Annotated in this window: 17 protein-coding genes; 8 read left to right on the top strand and 9 right to left on the bottom strand. The window is 62.0% G+C overall.

Going from position 1 to position 15,546, the window contains the following annotated elements; translation table 11 throughout:
• Positions 1 to 12 precede the first annotated feature (12 nt).
• Positions 13 to 930 (top strand): lytic murein transglycosylase, encoded by a 918-nt coding sequence (locus JMV54_RS03000; RefSeq protein WP_230972787.1) that lies wholly within the window; start codon positions 13 to 15, stop codon positions 928 to 930.
• Between the two features lie 42 nt (positions 931 to 972).
• On the opposite strand, the gene JMV54_RS03005 is transcribed toward JMV54_RS03000, so the two are convergent.
• Positions 973 to 1,971, bottom strand: a complete 999-nt coding sequence (locus JMV54_RS03005) for a TerC/Alx family metal homeostasis membrane protein (protein WP_201517420.1) — start codon at positions 1,969 to 1,971, stop codon at positions 973 to 975.
• A 137-nt stretch (positions 1,972 to 2,108) separates the two neighbouring features.
• Complete coding sequence (locus JMV54_RS03010) at positions 2,109 to 2,729, bottom strand: histidine phosphatase family protein (protein ID WP_201517421.1); 621 nt, start codon at positions 2,727 to 2,729, stop codon at positions 2,109 to 2,111.
• 86 nt (positions 2,730 to 2,815) lie between these two features.
• On the opposite strand from JMV54_RS03010, the gene ftsY reads away from it, so the two are divergent.
• Complete coding sequence (gene ftsY, locus JMV54_RS03015) at positions 2,816 to 3,697, top strand: signal recognition particle-docking protein FtsY (protein ID WP_201517422.1); 882 nt, start codon at positions 2,816 to 2,818, stop codon at positions 3,695 to 3,697.
• Positions 3,698 to 3,815: 118 nt separating this feature from the next.
• Here ftsY and JMV54_RS03020 read toward each other — a convergent pair whose 3' ends face one another.
• Together JMV54_RS03020 and JMV54_RS03025 are read right to left on the bottom strand one after the other, a co-directional pair.
• Entirely contained in the window at positions 3,816 to 5,402 is a 1,587-nt protein-coding gene (locus tag JMV54_RS03020; protein ID WP_201517423.1) for an amino acid permease, read from the bottom strand.
• A 258-nt stretch (positions 5,403 to 5,660) separates the two neighbouring features.
• Positions 5,661 to 6,233, bottom strand: coding sequence for a gamma carbonic anhydrase family protein (locus JMV54_RS03025; protein WP_201517424.1), 573 nt, complete (start codon positions 6,231 to 6,233; stop codon positions 5,661 to 5,663).
• Positions 6,234 to 6,328: 95 nt separating this feature from the next.
• Here JMV54_RS03025 and ffh point away from each other — a divergent pair, with 95 nt between their 5' ends.
• Positions 6,329 to 7,918, top strand: a complete 1,590-nt coding sequence (gene ffh / locus JMV54_RS03030) for a signal recognition particle protein (protein ID WP_201517425.1) — start codon at positions 6,329 to 6,331, stop codon at positions 7,916 to 7,918.
• A gap of 13 nt (positions 7,919 to 7,931) precedes the next feature.
• Here ffh and trmD read toward each other — a convergent pair whose 3' ends face one another.
• The 5 genes from trmD to rpsP all read right to left on the bottom strand — a co-directional run bounded on the left by trmD (position 7,932) and on the right by rpsP (position 11,376).
• On the bottom strand, positions 7,932 to 8,645 hold the full coding sequence (trmD, locus tag JMV54_RS03035) for a tRNA (guanosine(37)-N1)-methyltransferase TrmD (protein ID WP_201517426.1): 714 nt from the start codon (positions 8,643 to 8,645) through the stop codon (positions 7,932 to 7,934).
• Positions 8,645 to 10,057, bottom strand: coding sequence for a polysaccharide biosynthesis protein (locus JMV54_RS03040; protein ID WP_201517427.1), 1,413 nt, complete (start codon positions 10,055 to 10,057; stop codon positions 8,645 to 8,647). Before JMV54_RS03040 ends, trmD begins: the two co-directional genes overlap by 1 nt.
• Before the next feature lie 88 nt (positions 10,058 to 10,145).
• Positions 10,146 to 10,694 carry a ribosome maturation factor RimM gene (rimM, locus tag JMV54_RS03045; RefSeq protein ID WP_201517428.1) on the bottom strand — a complete coding sequence of 183 codons (549 nt, stop codon included), beginning with the start codon at positions 10,692 to 10,694 and terminating at the stop codon, positions 10,146 to 10,148.
• 2 nt (positions 10,695 to 10,696) lie between these two features.
• The gene (locus JMV54_RS03050; protein WP_201517429.1) at positions 10,697 to 10,927 is read right to left on the bottom strand and encodes an RNA-binding protein; all 231 of its coding nucleotides are present in this window, start codon (positions 10,925 to 10,927) and stop codon (positions 10,697 to 10,699) included.
• 2 nt (positions 10,928 to 10,929) lie between these two features.
• Positions 10,930 to 11,376 carry a 30S ribosomal protein S16 gene (gene rpsP / locus JMV54_RS03055; RefSeq protein ID WP_201517430.1) on the bottom strand — a complete coding sequence of 149 codons (447 nt, stop codon included), beginning with the start codon at positions 11,374 to 11,376 and terminating at the stop codon, positions 10,930 to 10,932.
• A 199-nt stretch (positions 11,377 to 11,575) separates the two neighbouring features.
• On the opposite strand from rpsP, the gene JMV54_RS03060 reads away from it, so the two are divergent.
• The 5 genes from JMV54_RS03060 to JMV54_RS03080 all read left to right on the top strand — a co-directional run bounded on the left by JMV54_RS03060 (position 11,576) and on the right by JMV54_RS03080 (position 15,525).
• The gene (locus tag JMV54_RS03060; RefSeq protein ID WP_201517431.1) at positions 11,576 to 12,667 is read left to right on the top strand and encodes a carboxylate-amine ligase; all 1,092 of its coding nucleotides are present in this window, start codon (positions 11,576 to 11,578) and stop codon (positions 12,665 to 12,667) included.
• An 82-nt stretch (positions 12,668 to 12,749) separates the two neighbouring features.
• The gene (locus JMV54_RS03065; protein ID WP_201517432.1) at positions 12,750 to 13,385 is read left to right on the top strand and encodes a hypothetical protein; all 636 of its coding nucleotides are present in this window, start codon (positions 12,750 to 12,752) and stop codon (positions 13,383 to 13,385) included.
• A 189-nt stretch (positions 13,386 to 13,574) separates the two neighbouring features.
• Positions 13,575 to 13,922 carry a 50S ribosomal protein L19 gene (gene rplS, locus JMV54_RS03070; protein ID WP_201517433.1) on the top strand — a complete coding sequence of 116 codons (348 nt, stop codon included), beginning with the start codon at positions 13,575 to 13,577 and terminating at the stop codon, positions 13,920 to 13,922.
• 122 nt (positions 13,923 to 14,044) lie between these two features.
• Positions 14,045 to 14,878 carry a signal peptidase I gene (lepB, locus tag JMV54_RS03075; protein ID WP_230972788.1) on the top strand — a complete coding sequence of 278 codons (834 nt, stop codon included), beginning with the start codon at positions 14,045 to 14,047 and terminating at the stop codon, positions 14,876 to 14,878.
• The gene (locus JMV54_RS03080) at positions 14,875 to 15,525 is read left to right on the top strand and encodes a ribonuclease HII (RefSeq protein ID WP_201517434.1); all 651 of its coding nucleotides are present in this window, start codon (positions 14,875 to 14,877) and stop codon (positions 15,523 to 15,525) included. The genes lepB and JMV54_RS03080 overlap by 4 nt, the downstream gene beginning before the upstream one ends.
• Positions 15,526 to 15,546 lie beyond the last annotated feature (21 nt).

The raw sequence follows: 15,546 nt of genomic DNA on the forward strand, positions 1-15,546 counted from the left end.
GCAGTGAGCCGGTTGAACTCAACTAACGCAGGCGACCACTCACAGCCGGAAGCGGCGGCCGCATTTGATGATGCCCCGCTGCTTCCGGCCACTTCCGCCCCCAAAGCTCGCCAAAAACGCTCAGCGCCGCGTGGCAGTAACGCTAAAAAAGCGGCTGGCTACGGACCGTTGCTGGTGGCTGCCGGGATGGTGTTGGCCGGGGTGACCGTGATCGGTGCGGTGGCGCTTCCGCTGCTTGGTAGCACCGCGCCAACGGTGCCTGCCGGAGCGGTGGCGGCCTCGACCCAAACTCCGGGCCCGGCGCCGATTGCCCCAACAGCGATCGACGCCCCGACCGAAACCGAGACCAACACCAAATCCAAATCGATTGCGCTATTGGCCGACTCACAATGGGTGGGGCACACCGCAAAAACCACCGGTATCCCTCCGCGGGCGCTCGCGGCATATTCCGGCGCCGCAATCAGAGTGCGAGAAGAACTGCCCGAGTGTGGGCTGGGCTGGAACACTCTCGCCGGAATCGGGTGGGTCGAGTCGGAACACGGCACCCTGCATGGCGGCCATATCGCTGGCAACGGGGATACTAAGCCGCCGATCTACGGTGTGCCGCTGAGCGGACAGCACGGCACCGAGCAGCTGCCCGACACCGACGGTGGTGCGCTTGACGGCGACGGACAGTGGGATCGCGCCATGGGGCCGCTGCAATTCGTGCCGGATACCTGGGCGCAGTGGGGCGCCGACGGGAATGGTGATGGTGTGAGCGACCCGCAGCAGCTCGATGATGCCGCGCTCGCGGCGGCACGGTATTTGTGCCACGTGGGTGGGGATCTCACCGTGCCCGAAAACTGGATCGCCGCGGTGGGCGCCTACAACTCGCCGGTCGACTACATCAACCGCGTTGCCGCCGCCGCGAACGCTTACGGACAGCACTAGGGCGCACTCCGACAGTGCCGGCCCGAGGTCGAGTGGCTCCGGCTACTCGGCCTCGGTGCTCGCCTCGGCCTTTTCTTCTTTGCTGGCGTAGATGAACGAGGTGACGGTGGCGATGATGAGGGTGCCAAAAATGAACACCAGCGAGAACCAGGTGGGAATATCGGGCACCCACTCGACGGGTTGACCACCATTGATGAACGGCAGCTCGTTGACGTGCAGGGCATGGAACACCAGCTTCACGCCGATAAAGCCGAGGATGAATGCCAGCCCCAGGTCGAGGAAACGGAGCTTTTCGAGCAGCCCGTCAATGAGGAAGTACAGCTGACGCAGCCCCAGTAGTGCGAGTGCGTTCGCCATGAACACCAGGTAGGGCTCCTGCGTGATACCAAAAATCGCGGGAATCGAGTCGAGCGCGAACAGCAGGTCGGTGAACCCCAGCGCCACCACAACAAGCACGAGCGGGGTGACCATCTTTTTACCGTTTTCGACGATGGTCCACTTGTCGTCGTCGTAGTTTTCGCTCGCCGGAATGAGTTTTTTCAGCTGCATCACCCAGCCCGGCATCTCGGGGTCGGAATCATCGAACGACTCGATGAACTGGCGCACTGCCATAAACAACAGCCAGGCACCAAAAATGTAGAACACCCACGACAGCTGCTCGAGCACCCAGGCGCCGGCGAGGATGAACGCGGTGCGCATTACGAGCGCCATGGCGATACCGATGAGTAGCGCTTTTTGCTGCGCGATTTTTGGCACCTTGAAGCTCGTCATGAGCAGCAGGAACACAAACAGGTTGTCGACCGAGAGTGCTTTCTCGGTGGCATAACCAGCGATGAAATCACCGGCGTGATTCCAATCCCACTGCCAGGCCACCAGGAACATGAACACGAAGGCCATACCGATGTAAAACAGCGACCACAGGCCGGCTTCTTTCATCGTCGGTACATGCGCGTGCCGCACATGCGAATAAAAATCGAAGAAGAAAAAACCGATGACCACGGCGACACTAATCGCCCAGATCCAAATTTCCACGTGGTTCACACAGCCTCCAGGGTCGTTGCACTACCTGAAGGTCTCTTCCACCGCAGCCACGGTCGAAGCGCCCGGGGTTCCAGCCTTGGAACCCGTGATGACGAGCGCATCGCGTTCGGGAATACTCCCCTTCTCGAAGCCTAAGGTTACACGCTCGCCTGCTCGGTGCCGCTGGCAGATGCCGCCGGTGCCACCTGTGTCGGATGCAAAACGGGGTAGCCGTTGGCGGTGACCACCGCGAATCCGTGCGGCATCGTGGGGTTTGTTTCAAGCACTGAAAAACCAAGATTGGTGATGTGCGGTGCCGGGAAGGGGAGCAGCGTGTCGAGCACCAGACGCACCACCGAACCGTGAGTGATGACCAGCGCATCCTCATCGGGATGTTCACCGGCGATTTGCTGCAGTTTCGGTAGTACGCGATCGACCACGGCCGATTTTGGTTCGATGCTCGGGTGATCGAGCGGGCGGCGGCTGCCGTCTTCGTAGTAGACGCTCAGCCCCTCAAGCTCGCCAAAAGAACGCTCGATGAACTCATCCACCGCAACCGGATGCGGTAGCTCGGCCTCGCGGGCGATCAGCTCAGCGGTGGTGCGGGTGCGCACCAGTGGCGAGCAGTACAGCCGTGTCCAGGTTGTGTGTTGCAGCAGCCGCCCGGCCTCGCGTGCCTGCTCCATCCCGCGCTCATTGAGTGCGATGTCGGTGGTGCCCTGCAAACGAGACTGTGCGTTCCAATCGGTTTCGCCGTGACGTATCAGTCCAATTCGCATGCTGCCCCCATCCGAAAAATAAGCTGTCTGTCTATCTTGGCATCGAATCCTCACCGCGGCACTCGCCGGTCGCGTAACCTGGCTGCATGGCTGAAGGAAATCGTTGGTCACTCGGTGGCGCACTCCGTAATCTGTTCGTTCGTCCCACAATCGATGAGTCGACGTGGGAAGACCTCGAGGATGCGCTGCTCACCGCCGACTTCGGGCCGGTGATCACCGACGAAATCATCGAACAGCTGCGCGATGATGTCGCCCGCTACCAGACCACTGATCCGGCCGATTTGAAACGGATGCTGCGCGATCTCATCGAGGAGCGGCTCAGCAAATTTGACACCACGCTCAACCTCTCTGCCCGGCCGGCCGTGTCAATCATCGTCGGCGTTAATGGCGTTGGTAAGACCACCACTATTGGCAAATTCGCGCGCTTTTTGCGCAACTATGGCCGCACCGTTGTGCTTGGCGCCGCCGACACTTTCCGCGCGGCTGCGGTTGAGCAGCTCGACACGTGGGCGATGCGGGCGGATGTGCGCATCGTGCGCCCGCAGCAATTCGGTCAGGATCCGGCCTCGGTTGCCTACCAGACGGTCGAAACCGCGGTACGCGAGGGCATCGAAATGGTCATCATTGACACCGCCGGCCGGTTGCAGACCAAGGCCGGGCTGATGGATGAGCTCACAAAAATTCATCGGGTGGTCGAAAAAATCACCCCGGTGAGCGAGGTACTGCTGGTGCTCGACGCCACCACCGGGCAAAACGGGGTGTCACAGGCCGAAGCCTTTATTGAGCACGCTGGCGTCACCGGTCTGGTGCTCACCAAACTTGATGGTTCGGCCAAGGGCGGGTTCGTGCTCTCGGTGCAGGAACGTACCGGGCTGCCCATCAAACTCATCGGCACCGGTGAGGGAATTGACGATCTGAGCGGTTTCACCCCGCACGTGTTCGCCGAAAAACTCGTCGGCGACGCCTAGTAGCCTGCCGCACCGGCCGCCTAATCGCTTGCCGCACCTGCGCCGGATGCGGAAACCACATCGGGTGCGAGTCGACAATTGCTGTCTAACTCGCACCCGATGATTTTGGCTGTGGCGGCTACTGCTTGTGCCGCTGCTTACGCTGCTCGCGGTTTGCAGTGCGGATAGCGCGCGTCTCGCTCGACACCTCGCCATCGTTCGGGCCCTGACCCACGCTGGCGGCGGGCTGGTTGCGCTGCACGGTGCGCAGCAGTCGAGTTTCGGGCTTCTGGCCGAGCTTGCCGATCTTCTGCAGGTTGCGGCGGGCAACCGGCCAGAACACCACCAGCACCGCCACCGAGATGAGGGTCGACCACACCTGCACGCGGGTTTCGGGCAGGATGATCATGATCACGACGACGCCGATAATTCCGAGAATGGTGAGGATCGCCAGCCACGGGTGGAACCACATCTTGAGCTCGAGGCGGTCGACCTCTTGTTTGGTCATCTGCTGGCGCATCCGAATCTGGGTGAGCGCGATGAACGCGTACACCAGCAGCGCCACCAGGCCGGCCGAGTTCATGATGAACGTGAAAATACCGCTGTCGGGCAGCAGGAAGTTGATGACCACCGCGGCGTAACCGCCGATGGTGGAGGCGAGCACCGCCATCACCGGCACGCCATTGCTGGCGCGCTTACCGATGAACTTCGGGGCCAGACCCTCATCACTAATGGCCGCGAACATTCGCGAGGCCGAATAAATACCCGAGTTCAGCACCGAGAACACCGCGGTGAGCAGCACCGCGCTCATGATGATCTCGGCAACTTGTGCCGCACCGGGCCCGAAGAACGGTGCAAAAATCTGACCGAACACATAGGCAAAGGGGCTGATCTGGTCGGGATCTGGCAGCTGGTTCCAGGGCACGATGGCCAGGATGAGCGTCACACCACCGATGAAGAACAGCATGATTCGCCACACCACGGCGTTAGTGGCGCGGGTGACGCCCTTCTTGGGGTCTTCCGACTCGGCGGCAGCCATCACGGCGATCTCGGTGCCGAAGTACGAGAAGATCACCAGCGCCACGCCCGAGATCACGGCCCACCAGCCGTAGGGCGCAAAACCACCCTCGGCGTTAACGATATTGCCGAACGAGAAGCTGGCGCCCGGCCACAGGCCAAAGGCAAACAGCAGGCCGAGGCTGAGGAACACCACGATCGTGGCGACTTTGATGCTCGCCAGCCAAAATTCAATCTCACCGAATGATCGCACCGAAACCAGGTTGGCGATCGTGAAAATAAGCATCACGGCGATTGAAAACACCCAGTCGGGGATCATCGGGAACCAGCCGTGCAGCGTTGCACCACCGACCACCGCCTCGAATGCGATCACGCCGACCCAGAAATACCAGTACAGCCAGCCAATCAGATAGCCGGCCCACTCGCCGAGGCCGCGGCGAGCGTACTCCATAAACGAACCCACGGCGGGGGATGCGACGGCCATTTCGCCGAGCATCCGCATCACCAAAATGACCAGCAGGCCACCGATGCTGTACGAGACCAGAGCCGCGGGGCCAACCGAGCGGATCACGTTGCCCGAGCCGACAAACAGGCTGGCACCGATAATTCCGCCGAGGGTGATCATCGTCACATGACGATTACTGAGTTTTTTCGTATTGTCGGCTGCCTCGGTTGCAGGGCGAGCCGAATCTTTAGAACCATTCGACATTGCGTAACTCTCCAGAATGCGCAGTGCGCCGTGAGTGCGGCCGGAACAGCTTTGAGATACCGAGCCGCTTGGATGGTCCTCTTTCGTAGCGGGCAACTTCGTCGCAGACCGAATGGCGAGGGCCTAGCTACACCGTACGCCTGAGTGCAGCCTGTGCCAAGAGGAATTGCGGATATGTACAAAAGAGTTGCGCAAATTGAGGCGTCTTAAGCTGATGAGCACGCGCGTGCCCTGCAGTCATGCCGAAGCTCACGCTGTTTATTCGTACCAAACCGTTTCGAGCGTTACCGCTTCGGCGGGGGCGGCCTGACGCCCGGCGAGTGCCACATATGACCGTGCGTGGGGCGCGAATCGCGCTCGCTCTTCAGCAGTCAGCTCCCGCCGCACCTTGGCCGGAACGCCCGCGGCAAGCACCCCATCACCCACCTCGGCACCCTCGAGCAGCACCGCACCGGCGGCAATGAGCGACTGTTCGCCGACCCGCGAGTGGCTCAGCAGCGCCGCGCGCATCCCCACCAGCGTGCCATCGGCCACGGTGGTGCCGTGCAGCATCGCCGCATGCCCAACAATGACGCCGTCACCGAGCACGCAGGGAGCATCCGCATCCACATGCATCACGGTGCCGTCCTGCACATTGGTGCCGGCGCCGATGCGGATGCCGCCCGAGTCGCCACGCAGCACACAGCCGTAAAAGATGCTCGAATCGGGGCCGATTTCAACATCGCCAATAATGGTCGCGTTCGGAGCGATCCAGGCGCTGCGATGGATGCGCGGCAATTTACCGGCAAAGGGCAGGATGAGCGGTTGGGCAGCAGATACTTGAGCGGTCATGCCGCCGAGTCTGGCATGTGTGGCTGATCACGGCGGGGGAAGCAGCCAAGCTCACGCTGCACGCGCGCGGTAGAAGCGGGTAGAATCGGGTCATTATGGCCATGTTCGGGAATCTCTCTGACCGTCTCGTTGAAGCCCTCGGCAATCTGCGCTCGAAGGGCAAGCTCACGGCAGCCGATGTCGACGGTACCGTTCGTGAAATCCGTCGCGCGCTGCTCGAGGCTGACGTCGCGCTACCGGTGGTGAAAGAGTTTGTTGCGCATGTGCGCGAGCGAGCGCTGAGCGACGATGTGAACCGGGCGCTCAACCCCGCCCAGCAGGTCGTGCAGATTGTGAACGAGGAGCTCATCCGCATCCTCGGCGGCGACCAGGCCCGAGCGCTGCAGCTGGCAAAACAACCGCCCACTGTCATCATGCTGGTGGGTCTGCAGGGTGCCGGTAAGACCACGCTGGCCGGAAAGCTCGCCAAGTGGCTGGTTGAACAAAAGCACTCGCCGATGCTCGTGGCTGCCGACCTGCAGCGTCCCAACGCGGTGACGCAGCTGCGGATTGTCGGTGACCAGGCAGGCGTCCCGGTGTTCTCGCCCGAACCCGGTAACGGTGTGGGCGATCCGGTGCGGGTGGCGCGCGAATCGATGCGGATCGCACGCGACAAGATGCACGATGTGGTCGTCATCGACACCGCCGGTCGGCTCGGTGTTGACGAGGTGCTGATGCAGCAGGCCCGCGATATTCGCGATGTCACCCAGCCCGACGAAATTTTGTTCGTGATCGACTCGATGATCGGTCAGGATGCGGTCGCAACTGCAAAAGCCTTCCATGACGGTGTCGGCTTCACCGGTGCTGTGCTGACCAAACTCGACGGTGACGCGCGCGGTGGCGCCGCGCTGTCGGTGGCGCAGACCACCGGGCAGCCGATTATGTTCGCGTCCACCGGCGAAAAGCTTGACGATTTCGAGGTGTTCCACCCAGACCGGATGGCATCGCGCATCCTCAACATGGGTGACGTGCTCACCCTTATTGAGCAGGCGCAAAAGGCGTTCGATGAGGAAGAGGCGCGCAAAGCCGCCGAAAAACTTGCCAATGAGCAGTTCACGCTGAATGACTTCCTGAAGCAGATGCAGCAGATCCGCAAGGCTGGCAACTTCAAGAAGATGATCGCCATGCTGCCGGGCGTGCCAAAAGAAATGAAGGCCGCGGTTGACGACTTCGACGAATCGGCACTCGTGCGCATCGAGGCGATTATTCAGTCGATGACCCCGCTCGAGCGTGAACAGCCGAAGGTGCTTAACGGTTCGCGCCGGGCTCGTATCGCCCGCGGTTCGGGCACCTCGGTGAGCGAGGTCAACGACCTTGTGAAGCGCTTCGAGCAGATGGCAAAAATGATGAAAAACGTCGCTCGTGGCGGAATGCCGCAGATTCCCGGGATGCCGGGGATGGGGATGCCCGGCGGCGGGCGTGCCGCGCAGCGCAAGCAGGCGGCGAAACAAAAAAACAAGGGCAAGGGGCGGCGAGTGTCAGGCAACCCCGCCAAGCGCGAGGCGGCCGCTGAACAAGCCGCGACGAAGCAGTCTGGTGCGGCATTTGGCGGCAGCGCCTTTGGTGCCGGTGCCGGGGCTGGTGCCGCATCGGGTCAACCAACCCCGGAAGAGCTCGAAAAACTGCAGCGCTTCCTCAAGCAGTAGCGAAGCAGCTCGGCTACTGCTGTTCGCGCTGCCAGGCCTCGTAGAGATCGGGGCGCACACGTCGGGTGCGGTCAACCTGCTGTTCGCGACGCCACTGCGCCACCCGACCGTGATGCCCCGAAAGCAACACTTCGGGCACCTCGTAGCCGCGCCACTGGGCAGGCTTGGTGTAGCTCGGATATTCGAGCAGCCCCTGCTCGTGTGATTCTTCAACGAGTGATTCGGGGTTTCCCACCACGCCCGGAACCAGCCGCCCAAACGCCTCGATCATGGCCATCACCGCCACCTCGCCGCCGTTGAGCACATAGTCGCCCAGTGAAATCAGTTCGACCCGTGCGCGAGTGGCCGCCCAATCGAACACGCGCTGATCAATACCTTCGTAGCGGCCGCATCCAAAAATGATGTGCGACTCGGCGGCGAATCGACGTGCGGTGGGCTGTCGGAACACTTCGCCAGCGGGGGATGGAAAAACAATCAGCGGCGGCTCGTCCGACTCGCTCGCCTGCAAGATCGCATCGAGTGTTTCACCCCACGGCTCGGGTTTCATGACCATGCCCGCACCACCTCCGTAGGGGGTGTCGTCAACGGTGCGGTGTCGATCGTGGGTGGCATCGCGCAGGTCGTGCACGTGCAGGTCGATGATGCCGCGCTCGCGCGCTTTGCCCAAAAGCGAAATGTCGAGGATGTCGAAAAACTCGGGAAAGATCGTGATGATATCGACGCGCATTAGTGACTCAAATATTTGGCGGGTTCGGGCGAGGGGGAGGGGTGGGGCGTGACCGGTGTGATGCCGTCACGCATCCCGGTGGCAAGCTGGGTGATGACGCCGGCAAGTGCCCCGGTGAGCAGCGCAGTAGTAGTGGCGGTGAGCGGATCTGCCACCACCAGCAGCACCGCGACGGTGGTGAGCAGGGCTACCGACCAACCGGCAGTATCGGCCCGATAGTTGTGATGGGCGCGCACCGCGGCCGAGGTGATGTACAGCATCGCGGTTGCCGCCGCACCGAGGCTGAGCAACAAAATGGCCTCGCCGCTGAGCGAATAGGTGGGGCCGAACAGCTGCAGCAGGATCGGGCCGAGGAACCACAGCAGGGCGCTTACCGGGAGACCGAGCGCGACCACCCAAATCGTTGGGACCAACAGTGCGGCGATCCCGCGGTGCTGTCGCTCATGGAAGTAGGCGGTGAGCGCGTTCTGGAAGGAGGTTACCGGGGTGAGCATAGCGCCGCGCACCATGGTGAGTGCGAGCATCAGGTTTCCGAGTACGAGCGGTTCGATATCCGGCTGCAAAAACCGCAGCAGAGCCGGGGCCCCGGCAATCAGTGCGCTGGGTATCGCCGACCGACCAGTGGCGGCCAGTGCAACCAGCAAAAACTGCGGCATCGGCAGATCGGTGCGCAGCTTACGACAGGCTCGTCCGGCCGGTGTGGCAAAGAGCATGATCGGAGTGACGATGGCGCCGGCGATCGCGGCATACATGAGCCCCGAAACAATATCGCCAAAACAGGCGGCAACAATCACCACGAGCAGCCGCGCGGCAGCCTCAGCGCTGATCAACCAGCCGAACGCCTGCCAGCGGCCAGTGCCGCTGAGCAGTCCCGCCAGGGCCGCCTGCAGCACCACCAGCCCCGCCGAAACTGCAAATAGCAGGGTGGCCAGGGGCTGCGCCATTCCCACAAGCAGCACCGGCGCCCACAGCGGGGATGCAGCGGCGGTCAGTGCCGTTACGAGCGTGCCCGCCCACAGTGCGGCAACCACCGGCCGCGCGCCGGGCTCGTTTGGACTGGTCGGAAACGGGTCGGGAACGGTTCGTTCGCGCCCCGCGAGGATTTCATCGGCGGTGCGATCTTCAATAACCGTGAGACCGAGCGGACCGCTTGAAATAACGAGTTCTTCGGCGTCGTCGATGCCGTTGTCATTTGCATCAATGATCGGTCGGCCCTGCTGCGCGCCCGCGCGGCGCACACCGGCCGAGGTAGTGCGCATAAAACCCTGCAACGAGGCGATTACCGCGAAACAGAGCGACCAGAGCACGATGAATTCGGTGAACCGATCGGCCGTGAGCGTGGTCGCTGCAATAAATACGACAACGTAGGCGAGCACCCCAGAGCCCACTGTCGCGAACGTAACCCAACGCATCCGTCAACTCACCGATCTATCTGTAAAAGTGCTTCCTGCGAAAGTGCTTCTTGTGAAAGCGCTTCCTGAGAAAGTGCTGGTAGCAACACTAGTCGGTATTTATGTCGAACAGTCCCCCGGGCGGAGTCACGGTAATGGTGCTGTTTGAGATGTTGACCTCGGGCACAATTTCTTTGACAAACGGCACGAAGACATCGCCGGTATCGGTTTTGACCACGATGAGGTCTTGGGCGGGGAAGTGGTCGACGCGGACGACGGTACCCACGGCCTCGCCGGCAACCATGACGGTGAGGCCGATCAGTTCGTGGTCGTACCAGGTGTCGGGGTCAAGCTCTTCGGTGTCGTCTTTATCAACCCAGAGAATCGCGCGGATGAGCGTCTCGGCAGTGGTGCGGTCTTCGACACCCTCGAAAAAAACAACCGGCGCGTCATTGAACCAGCGCAACTCGCGCAGCACAATCGACTTTCCCCGCCAGGGTGAATCGATGGGCACCTGCAGCGAGAACGAGGCTCCGGGTACGAAACGACGCTCGGGTTCATCGGTGTACAGCTCGAGCTTGATCGCGCCCTTGAGGCCGTGAGCCTTGACTAGCCGGCCGACGCGAAGCTGCGTGATACCGGACTGCTTGGGAGTCAAGGTTAGTCATCCGCCACGTCGACGCGGACGCGGCGGCCATCGGCGAGCGCGGTCACCAGGGTACGCAACGCCTTGGCGGTGCGGCCCTGACGGCCGATGACGCGGCCGAGGTCCTCGTGATGGACATGTACCACGAGGACCTCGCCGCGAGAGGTTTCGCGCGCGTCCACTCGGACATCGTCAGGTCGATTGACGATGCCTCGTACCAGGTGTTCGAGTGCGGACGCGAGCATGACTACGCCTCGGTGTTCTCGGCGTCGTCAGTTGCTTCAGTAGCTTCGGCTTCGCCCTCGGCAGCTGCTTCTTCTTCGGCAGCGGCGGGAGCCTCAGCCTCAGCCTTGGGCTTGAGCACCGGCTTCTTGTTGGCGTCAGCCTCGAAGATCTCCTTCTCGGGCTGTCCCTGAACGGTCGACTCGGTCGAGCCTTCGCCGGTGAACTTACCCCAGTCACCGGTCAGCTTGAGCAGTGCGAGCACGGCCTCGGTGGGCTGAGCGCCGACCGAAAGCCAGTACTGAGCGCGCTCCGAGTCGATCTCGATGACCGAAGGCTGGTGGGTGGGGTGGTACTTGCCGATTTCTTCGATAACGCGACCGTCGCGCTTGGTGCGCGAGTCGGCCACAACGACGCGGTAGAACGGTGACCGGATCTTACCGAACCGCTTCAGACGAATCTTGACAGACACGTGTCTCCTGTAGGTGTTGATGAAAAATTCTGAGCATCACAATCAACGGCGTGGGGCGCCATCATTCTGGGGCTCTGGACTGCTGCGCGTTACGAAGAGAGGGTCGTTGACACAGACTCAGCTGTCTATTGTTGCAGATTTCCACCCAGTTCTGCCAGACCAAAACGAACGCGGTGCATGAGCGCCTACGATGAATGTCATGCATTTCGCGAATTCACGGCGTTCCACTCTCGGGATTGAGTGGGAATTGGCGCTGGTCGACCCCGTAACCGGTGACCTGGTGGGGCGCGGCGCCGAGGTTGTGGCAGCCGCAGCCAATCAGCACATCGCCGGCGAATTTCTCACCAACACGGTCGAACTGGTTACCGGTGTGTGTGACACCGTGCCGGCAGCTACCGCCGAGCTGCGCCAGCTGCGTGATGAGCTGATGGTCACGCTTGACCGCCTGGGTCTCGGCGCAATCGGCACCGGTACGCATCCCTGGGCCGATTGGCAATTGCAGACCCTCGCCCCCGACGACCGCTATTTGCGCGTCGTTGATCGAGCCCGCCAGTGGGGGCGGCAGCTTTCGATTTGGGGACTGCACATTCACGTTGGGCTGACCTCGCGCGATCACGTAGTGCCAGCGATGCACGCGGTGTTGGCCGACCTGCCGCTGATGCTGGCGCTCACCGCATCCAGCCCGTTCTGGGAGGGGAAAGACACCGGTTTTGCCTCGCATCGCAGCATGCTGTTTCAGCAGCTGCCATCGGCGGGGCTGCCACCGCGGCTGGATGATTGGCACGAGCTTGACCGCACCGTTTCGGGGATGCTCGCCTCGGGTGCGCTCTTGGATGAGCGTGAACTGCGCTGGGACGTGCGGCCAGCCGGCCGTTTCGGCACCCTTGAAGTGCGGGTGTTTGATGCGCCGTCGACCGTAACCGAGGTCGGCGCGGCAGCCGCATTCGTGCAGTGCGTCGTTGAAGAAACGGTGCGAGCGCTCGAGCGCGGTCGGCCGCTGCGGGCGCTGCCGGAGTGGGCGGTGATTGAAAACAAATTCCGGGCGGCCAGATACGGGCTCGACACCGAGTTCATCATCAATGCCGACGGTGGGCTCGAGCCGGGCCGTGATCTGATGGCGCGGCGAATCGACGAGCTGCTGCCGATCGCGAACGATTTGGGATGCGACTCAAAACTGGTGAACTCACTGGCCGTTGCGGAGAGTAATGGCGCCGACCACCAGCGCAGCCCGATGCGCACGCACAGTCGCAGCGGCATGATTGAGGCGATGCGCACCGCACTGCGGCAGTAGCACGGCAACAAATGGACTGTGCCCAGAGCGAAACTGGGGAAAATTGCCGCCGGCACACGGGATGGGCGGGTAGCGTAAAAGCATGACTTCCGGTGCTCGTTCTTCGGCTATGGCGCGTGTGATGCAGTTCATGCGTCCGGCGGCGCCGTTCATTGTTGCGATTTGGACCGTGGGTGCATGGCTCGTGATGCGACAGAGTGCCACCGGCTTCCTCGCGCTGTTTATTACGGTGCCGGTCGGGTTTTTGCAGCTGGCGACCCTCGGTTTCCTGTTCTGGTTGCGGCCGAGTGCGCGGCTGTCAGGCAGCTACCGCACCGAAGACCTGCTCTGGTATTTCGGCACATTCGCGCTGTGGCTGATCGGAGCGGTGATGCCCTCAGCGGCGGCGGCGGGGCTGGTGCAGATTCTGGCATTCCTCGTGGGTGCGGTGGCGATCTACCGCATTGGTCGCAGCGCGCAGGAAGAAAACGTTAACGCCATGCGGCACCGCTTTGAGCAGGGTGGCTCGGATCAATTTGGCGACCCGGCGGCCGATTCGCCCTCCGGCTGGGGGCACGCTCGCATCATCACCATCAACACCACTCCCACCCGCCGGGGCGACTCGGTGGGGCACCAAATGGAAGTGGTCGATGGTGAAATCATTGACGAACCCAACCCGCGCATCCGACGCGGTGACGATCCGGATGAGTGGACGGCGCGCCCTCACCGCGACAGCTAGGGCGATTATTTACCTCCGACTGGGGCAATAAGCCCCCGTCAGCTCTTGCCTCGAGCCTGCAAATTGTGGAAGAATAATCGCTTGTGCCGCGGCTCGACTCTGCCTCAGGGGACAATCAGCCGACGAGCGCACAACACCAGTCTTTTTATTCGCGCCGACCTGAGGCGGGCGAGAGAGTGAATGACCAAAATGGCCAATCTCATTGACCAGATCGACGCACAGTCGCTGAAGGACGTCCCCGATTTCCGTCCCGGTGACACCGTCAAGGTGCACGTCAACATCGTTGAAGGTAACCGTTCGCGTGTCCAGGTGTTCCAGGGCGTTGTGCTCGGCCGTCAGGGCGCCGGCATCGGCGAGACCTTTACCGTGCGCAAGGTGAGCTTCCAGGTGGGTGTGGAGCGTGTGTTCCCCGTTCACTCGCCGATCATCGAAAAGATCGAGGTTGTTAGCCGCGGTGACGTTCGCCGTGCGAAGCTCTACTACCTCCGTGACCGCCACGGCAAGGCTGCGAAGATTCGCGAGAAGCGCGCCAACTAGTTGCTTGGGATGCCGATATTCATTCGGTATCCAACAAAAAATCGACGGCCACCGCAGCAATACCCGCGGTGGCCGTCGCTTTACATTAGACTGCGGTGGCCACCTAAGAGCGAGGAGATGGATTGAGCGACGGCTACAAATTGCCTGAGCTGTCGCCGGATGAACCCGGTGGGCCAGACTTGCTCGCCCCGTACCGGCACGGTGTCGGCAACCGACACCGCGCGAACGAACACCTGCAGCTTGACGCGAACGGCAAAGTGACCCGGGCCGACGGCGGCGGCTCGTTTTTGCGGGATGTCTTCGTGATCATGGCGCTGGCAATCGTGATCTCGATTGTCGTCAAAACGTTTTTCCTGCGCCCCTTCGCGATCCCATCCGGGTCGATGCGCAACACGCTCGTTGAAGGCGACCGCGTACTGGTCAATCTGCTCTCGCCGAACGTCATCGACATCAATCGTGGCGATGTGATCGTGTTCAAAGACCCCGGCGGCTGGCTGCCGGAGATGTCCCAGCCCGAAAAGCCCTTCCCTACAGCCATCATTGATGGCGCGCTCGAGCTTGTTGGTTTGAAAGCCGAAGAATCGACCGGCCACCTGATTAAACGTGTCATCGGTCTGCCCGGTGACCACGTTGTGTGCTGCAACGCATACGGGCAGCTCGAAATTAATGATGTGGCAATCGATGAGCCCTACATCATTCGGCCCAGTGGCGAAAACGCGAGCGGCATCAACTTTGATGTGACGGTTCCTGAACGGTCGGTTTGGGTGATGGGCGACAACCGCTACAACTCAGAAGACTCTCGTTTTCACGAAAATACCCCGACACGCGGGTTCGTGCCCTATGACGATATTGTCGGGCAGGCTTTCGTTATTAACTGGCCACTCGACCGGTTTAGCTGGATTGATAGCTCGTCGCAAACATTCGTGAATGTGCCATCGCGCGAGCCGCAGCCGTGACCGAGCCCACACTCGAAATTGAACGGCAGCTGCTCACCGAACACGAACTCGTAATCGGGGTCGATGAGGTGGGGCGCGGAGCCCTCGCCGGGCCGGTAGCTGTGGGAGCCTGTGTGATCGGCGCCGCCCAACTCGAACAGGGCGCGCCCGCCGGTCTGCGTGATTCGAAGCTACTGACCGCCAAACGCCGCCTCGCTATCGAACCCGAGGCGCGTGCCTGGGCGCTCGCGAGCGCACTGGGGTGGGCGAGCGCCGCCGAAATCGACGAGTACGGCATCGGCAGCTGCCTTGCCAGCGCCGCCATTCGCGCCCTCGCTGAGCTGTGGCAGCAGGGCATCCCGGTCGACCGTGCGGTCATCCTGCTCGACGGCACCCACGACTGGCTCACCGGCGCGATGCAGCATCCGCTGCCGGTGATCGTACGACCGAAAGCCGACCGTGATTGCGCATCCGTGGCGGCAGCATCGGTGATCGCCAAGGTCGCTCGTGACCGGCACATGAACGAACTACTCACCGCCCAACCCGAGTGGCAGGTGTACGGCTGGGATAGCAACGTTGGTTATGGGTCGGTCAAACATCGCACCGCAATTCAGCAGCACGGGCCCTGCCCCCAGCATCGACGCACCTGGCTCACGAAGATCATCTAACGCATCCTGGCCGGCGGCTGC

Source organism: Gulosibacter hominis, from assembly GCF_904842695.1.
Classification (GTDB): domain Bacteria; phylum Actinomycetota; class Actinomycetes; order Actinomycetales; family Microbacteriaceae; genus Gulosibacter; species Gulosibacter hominis.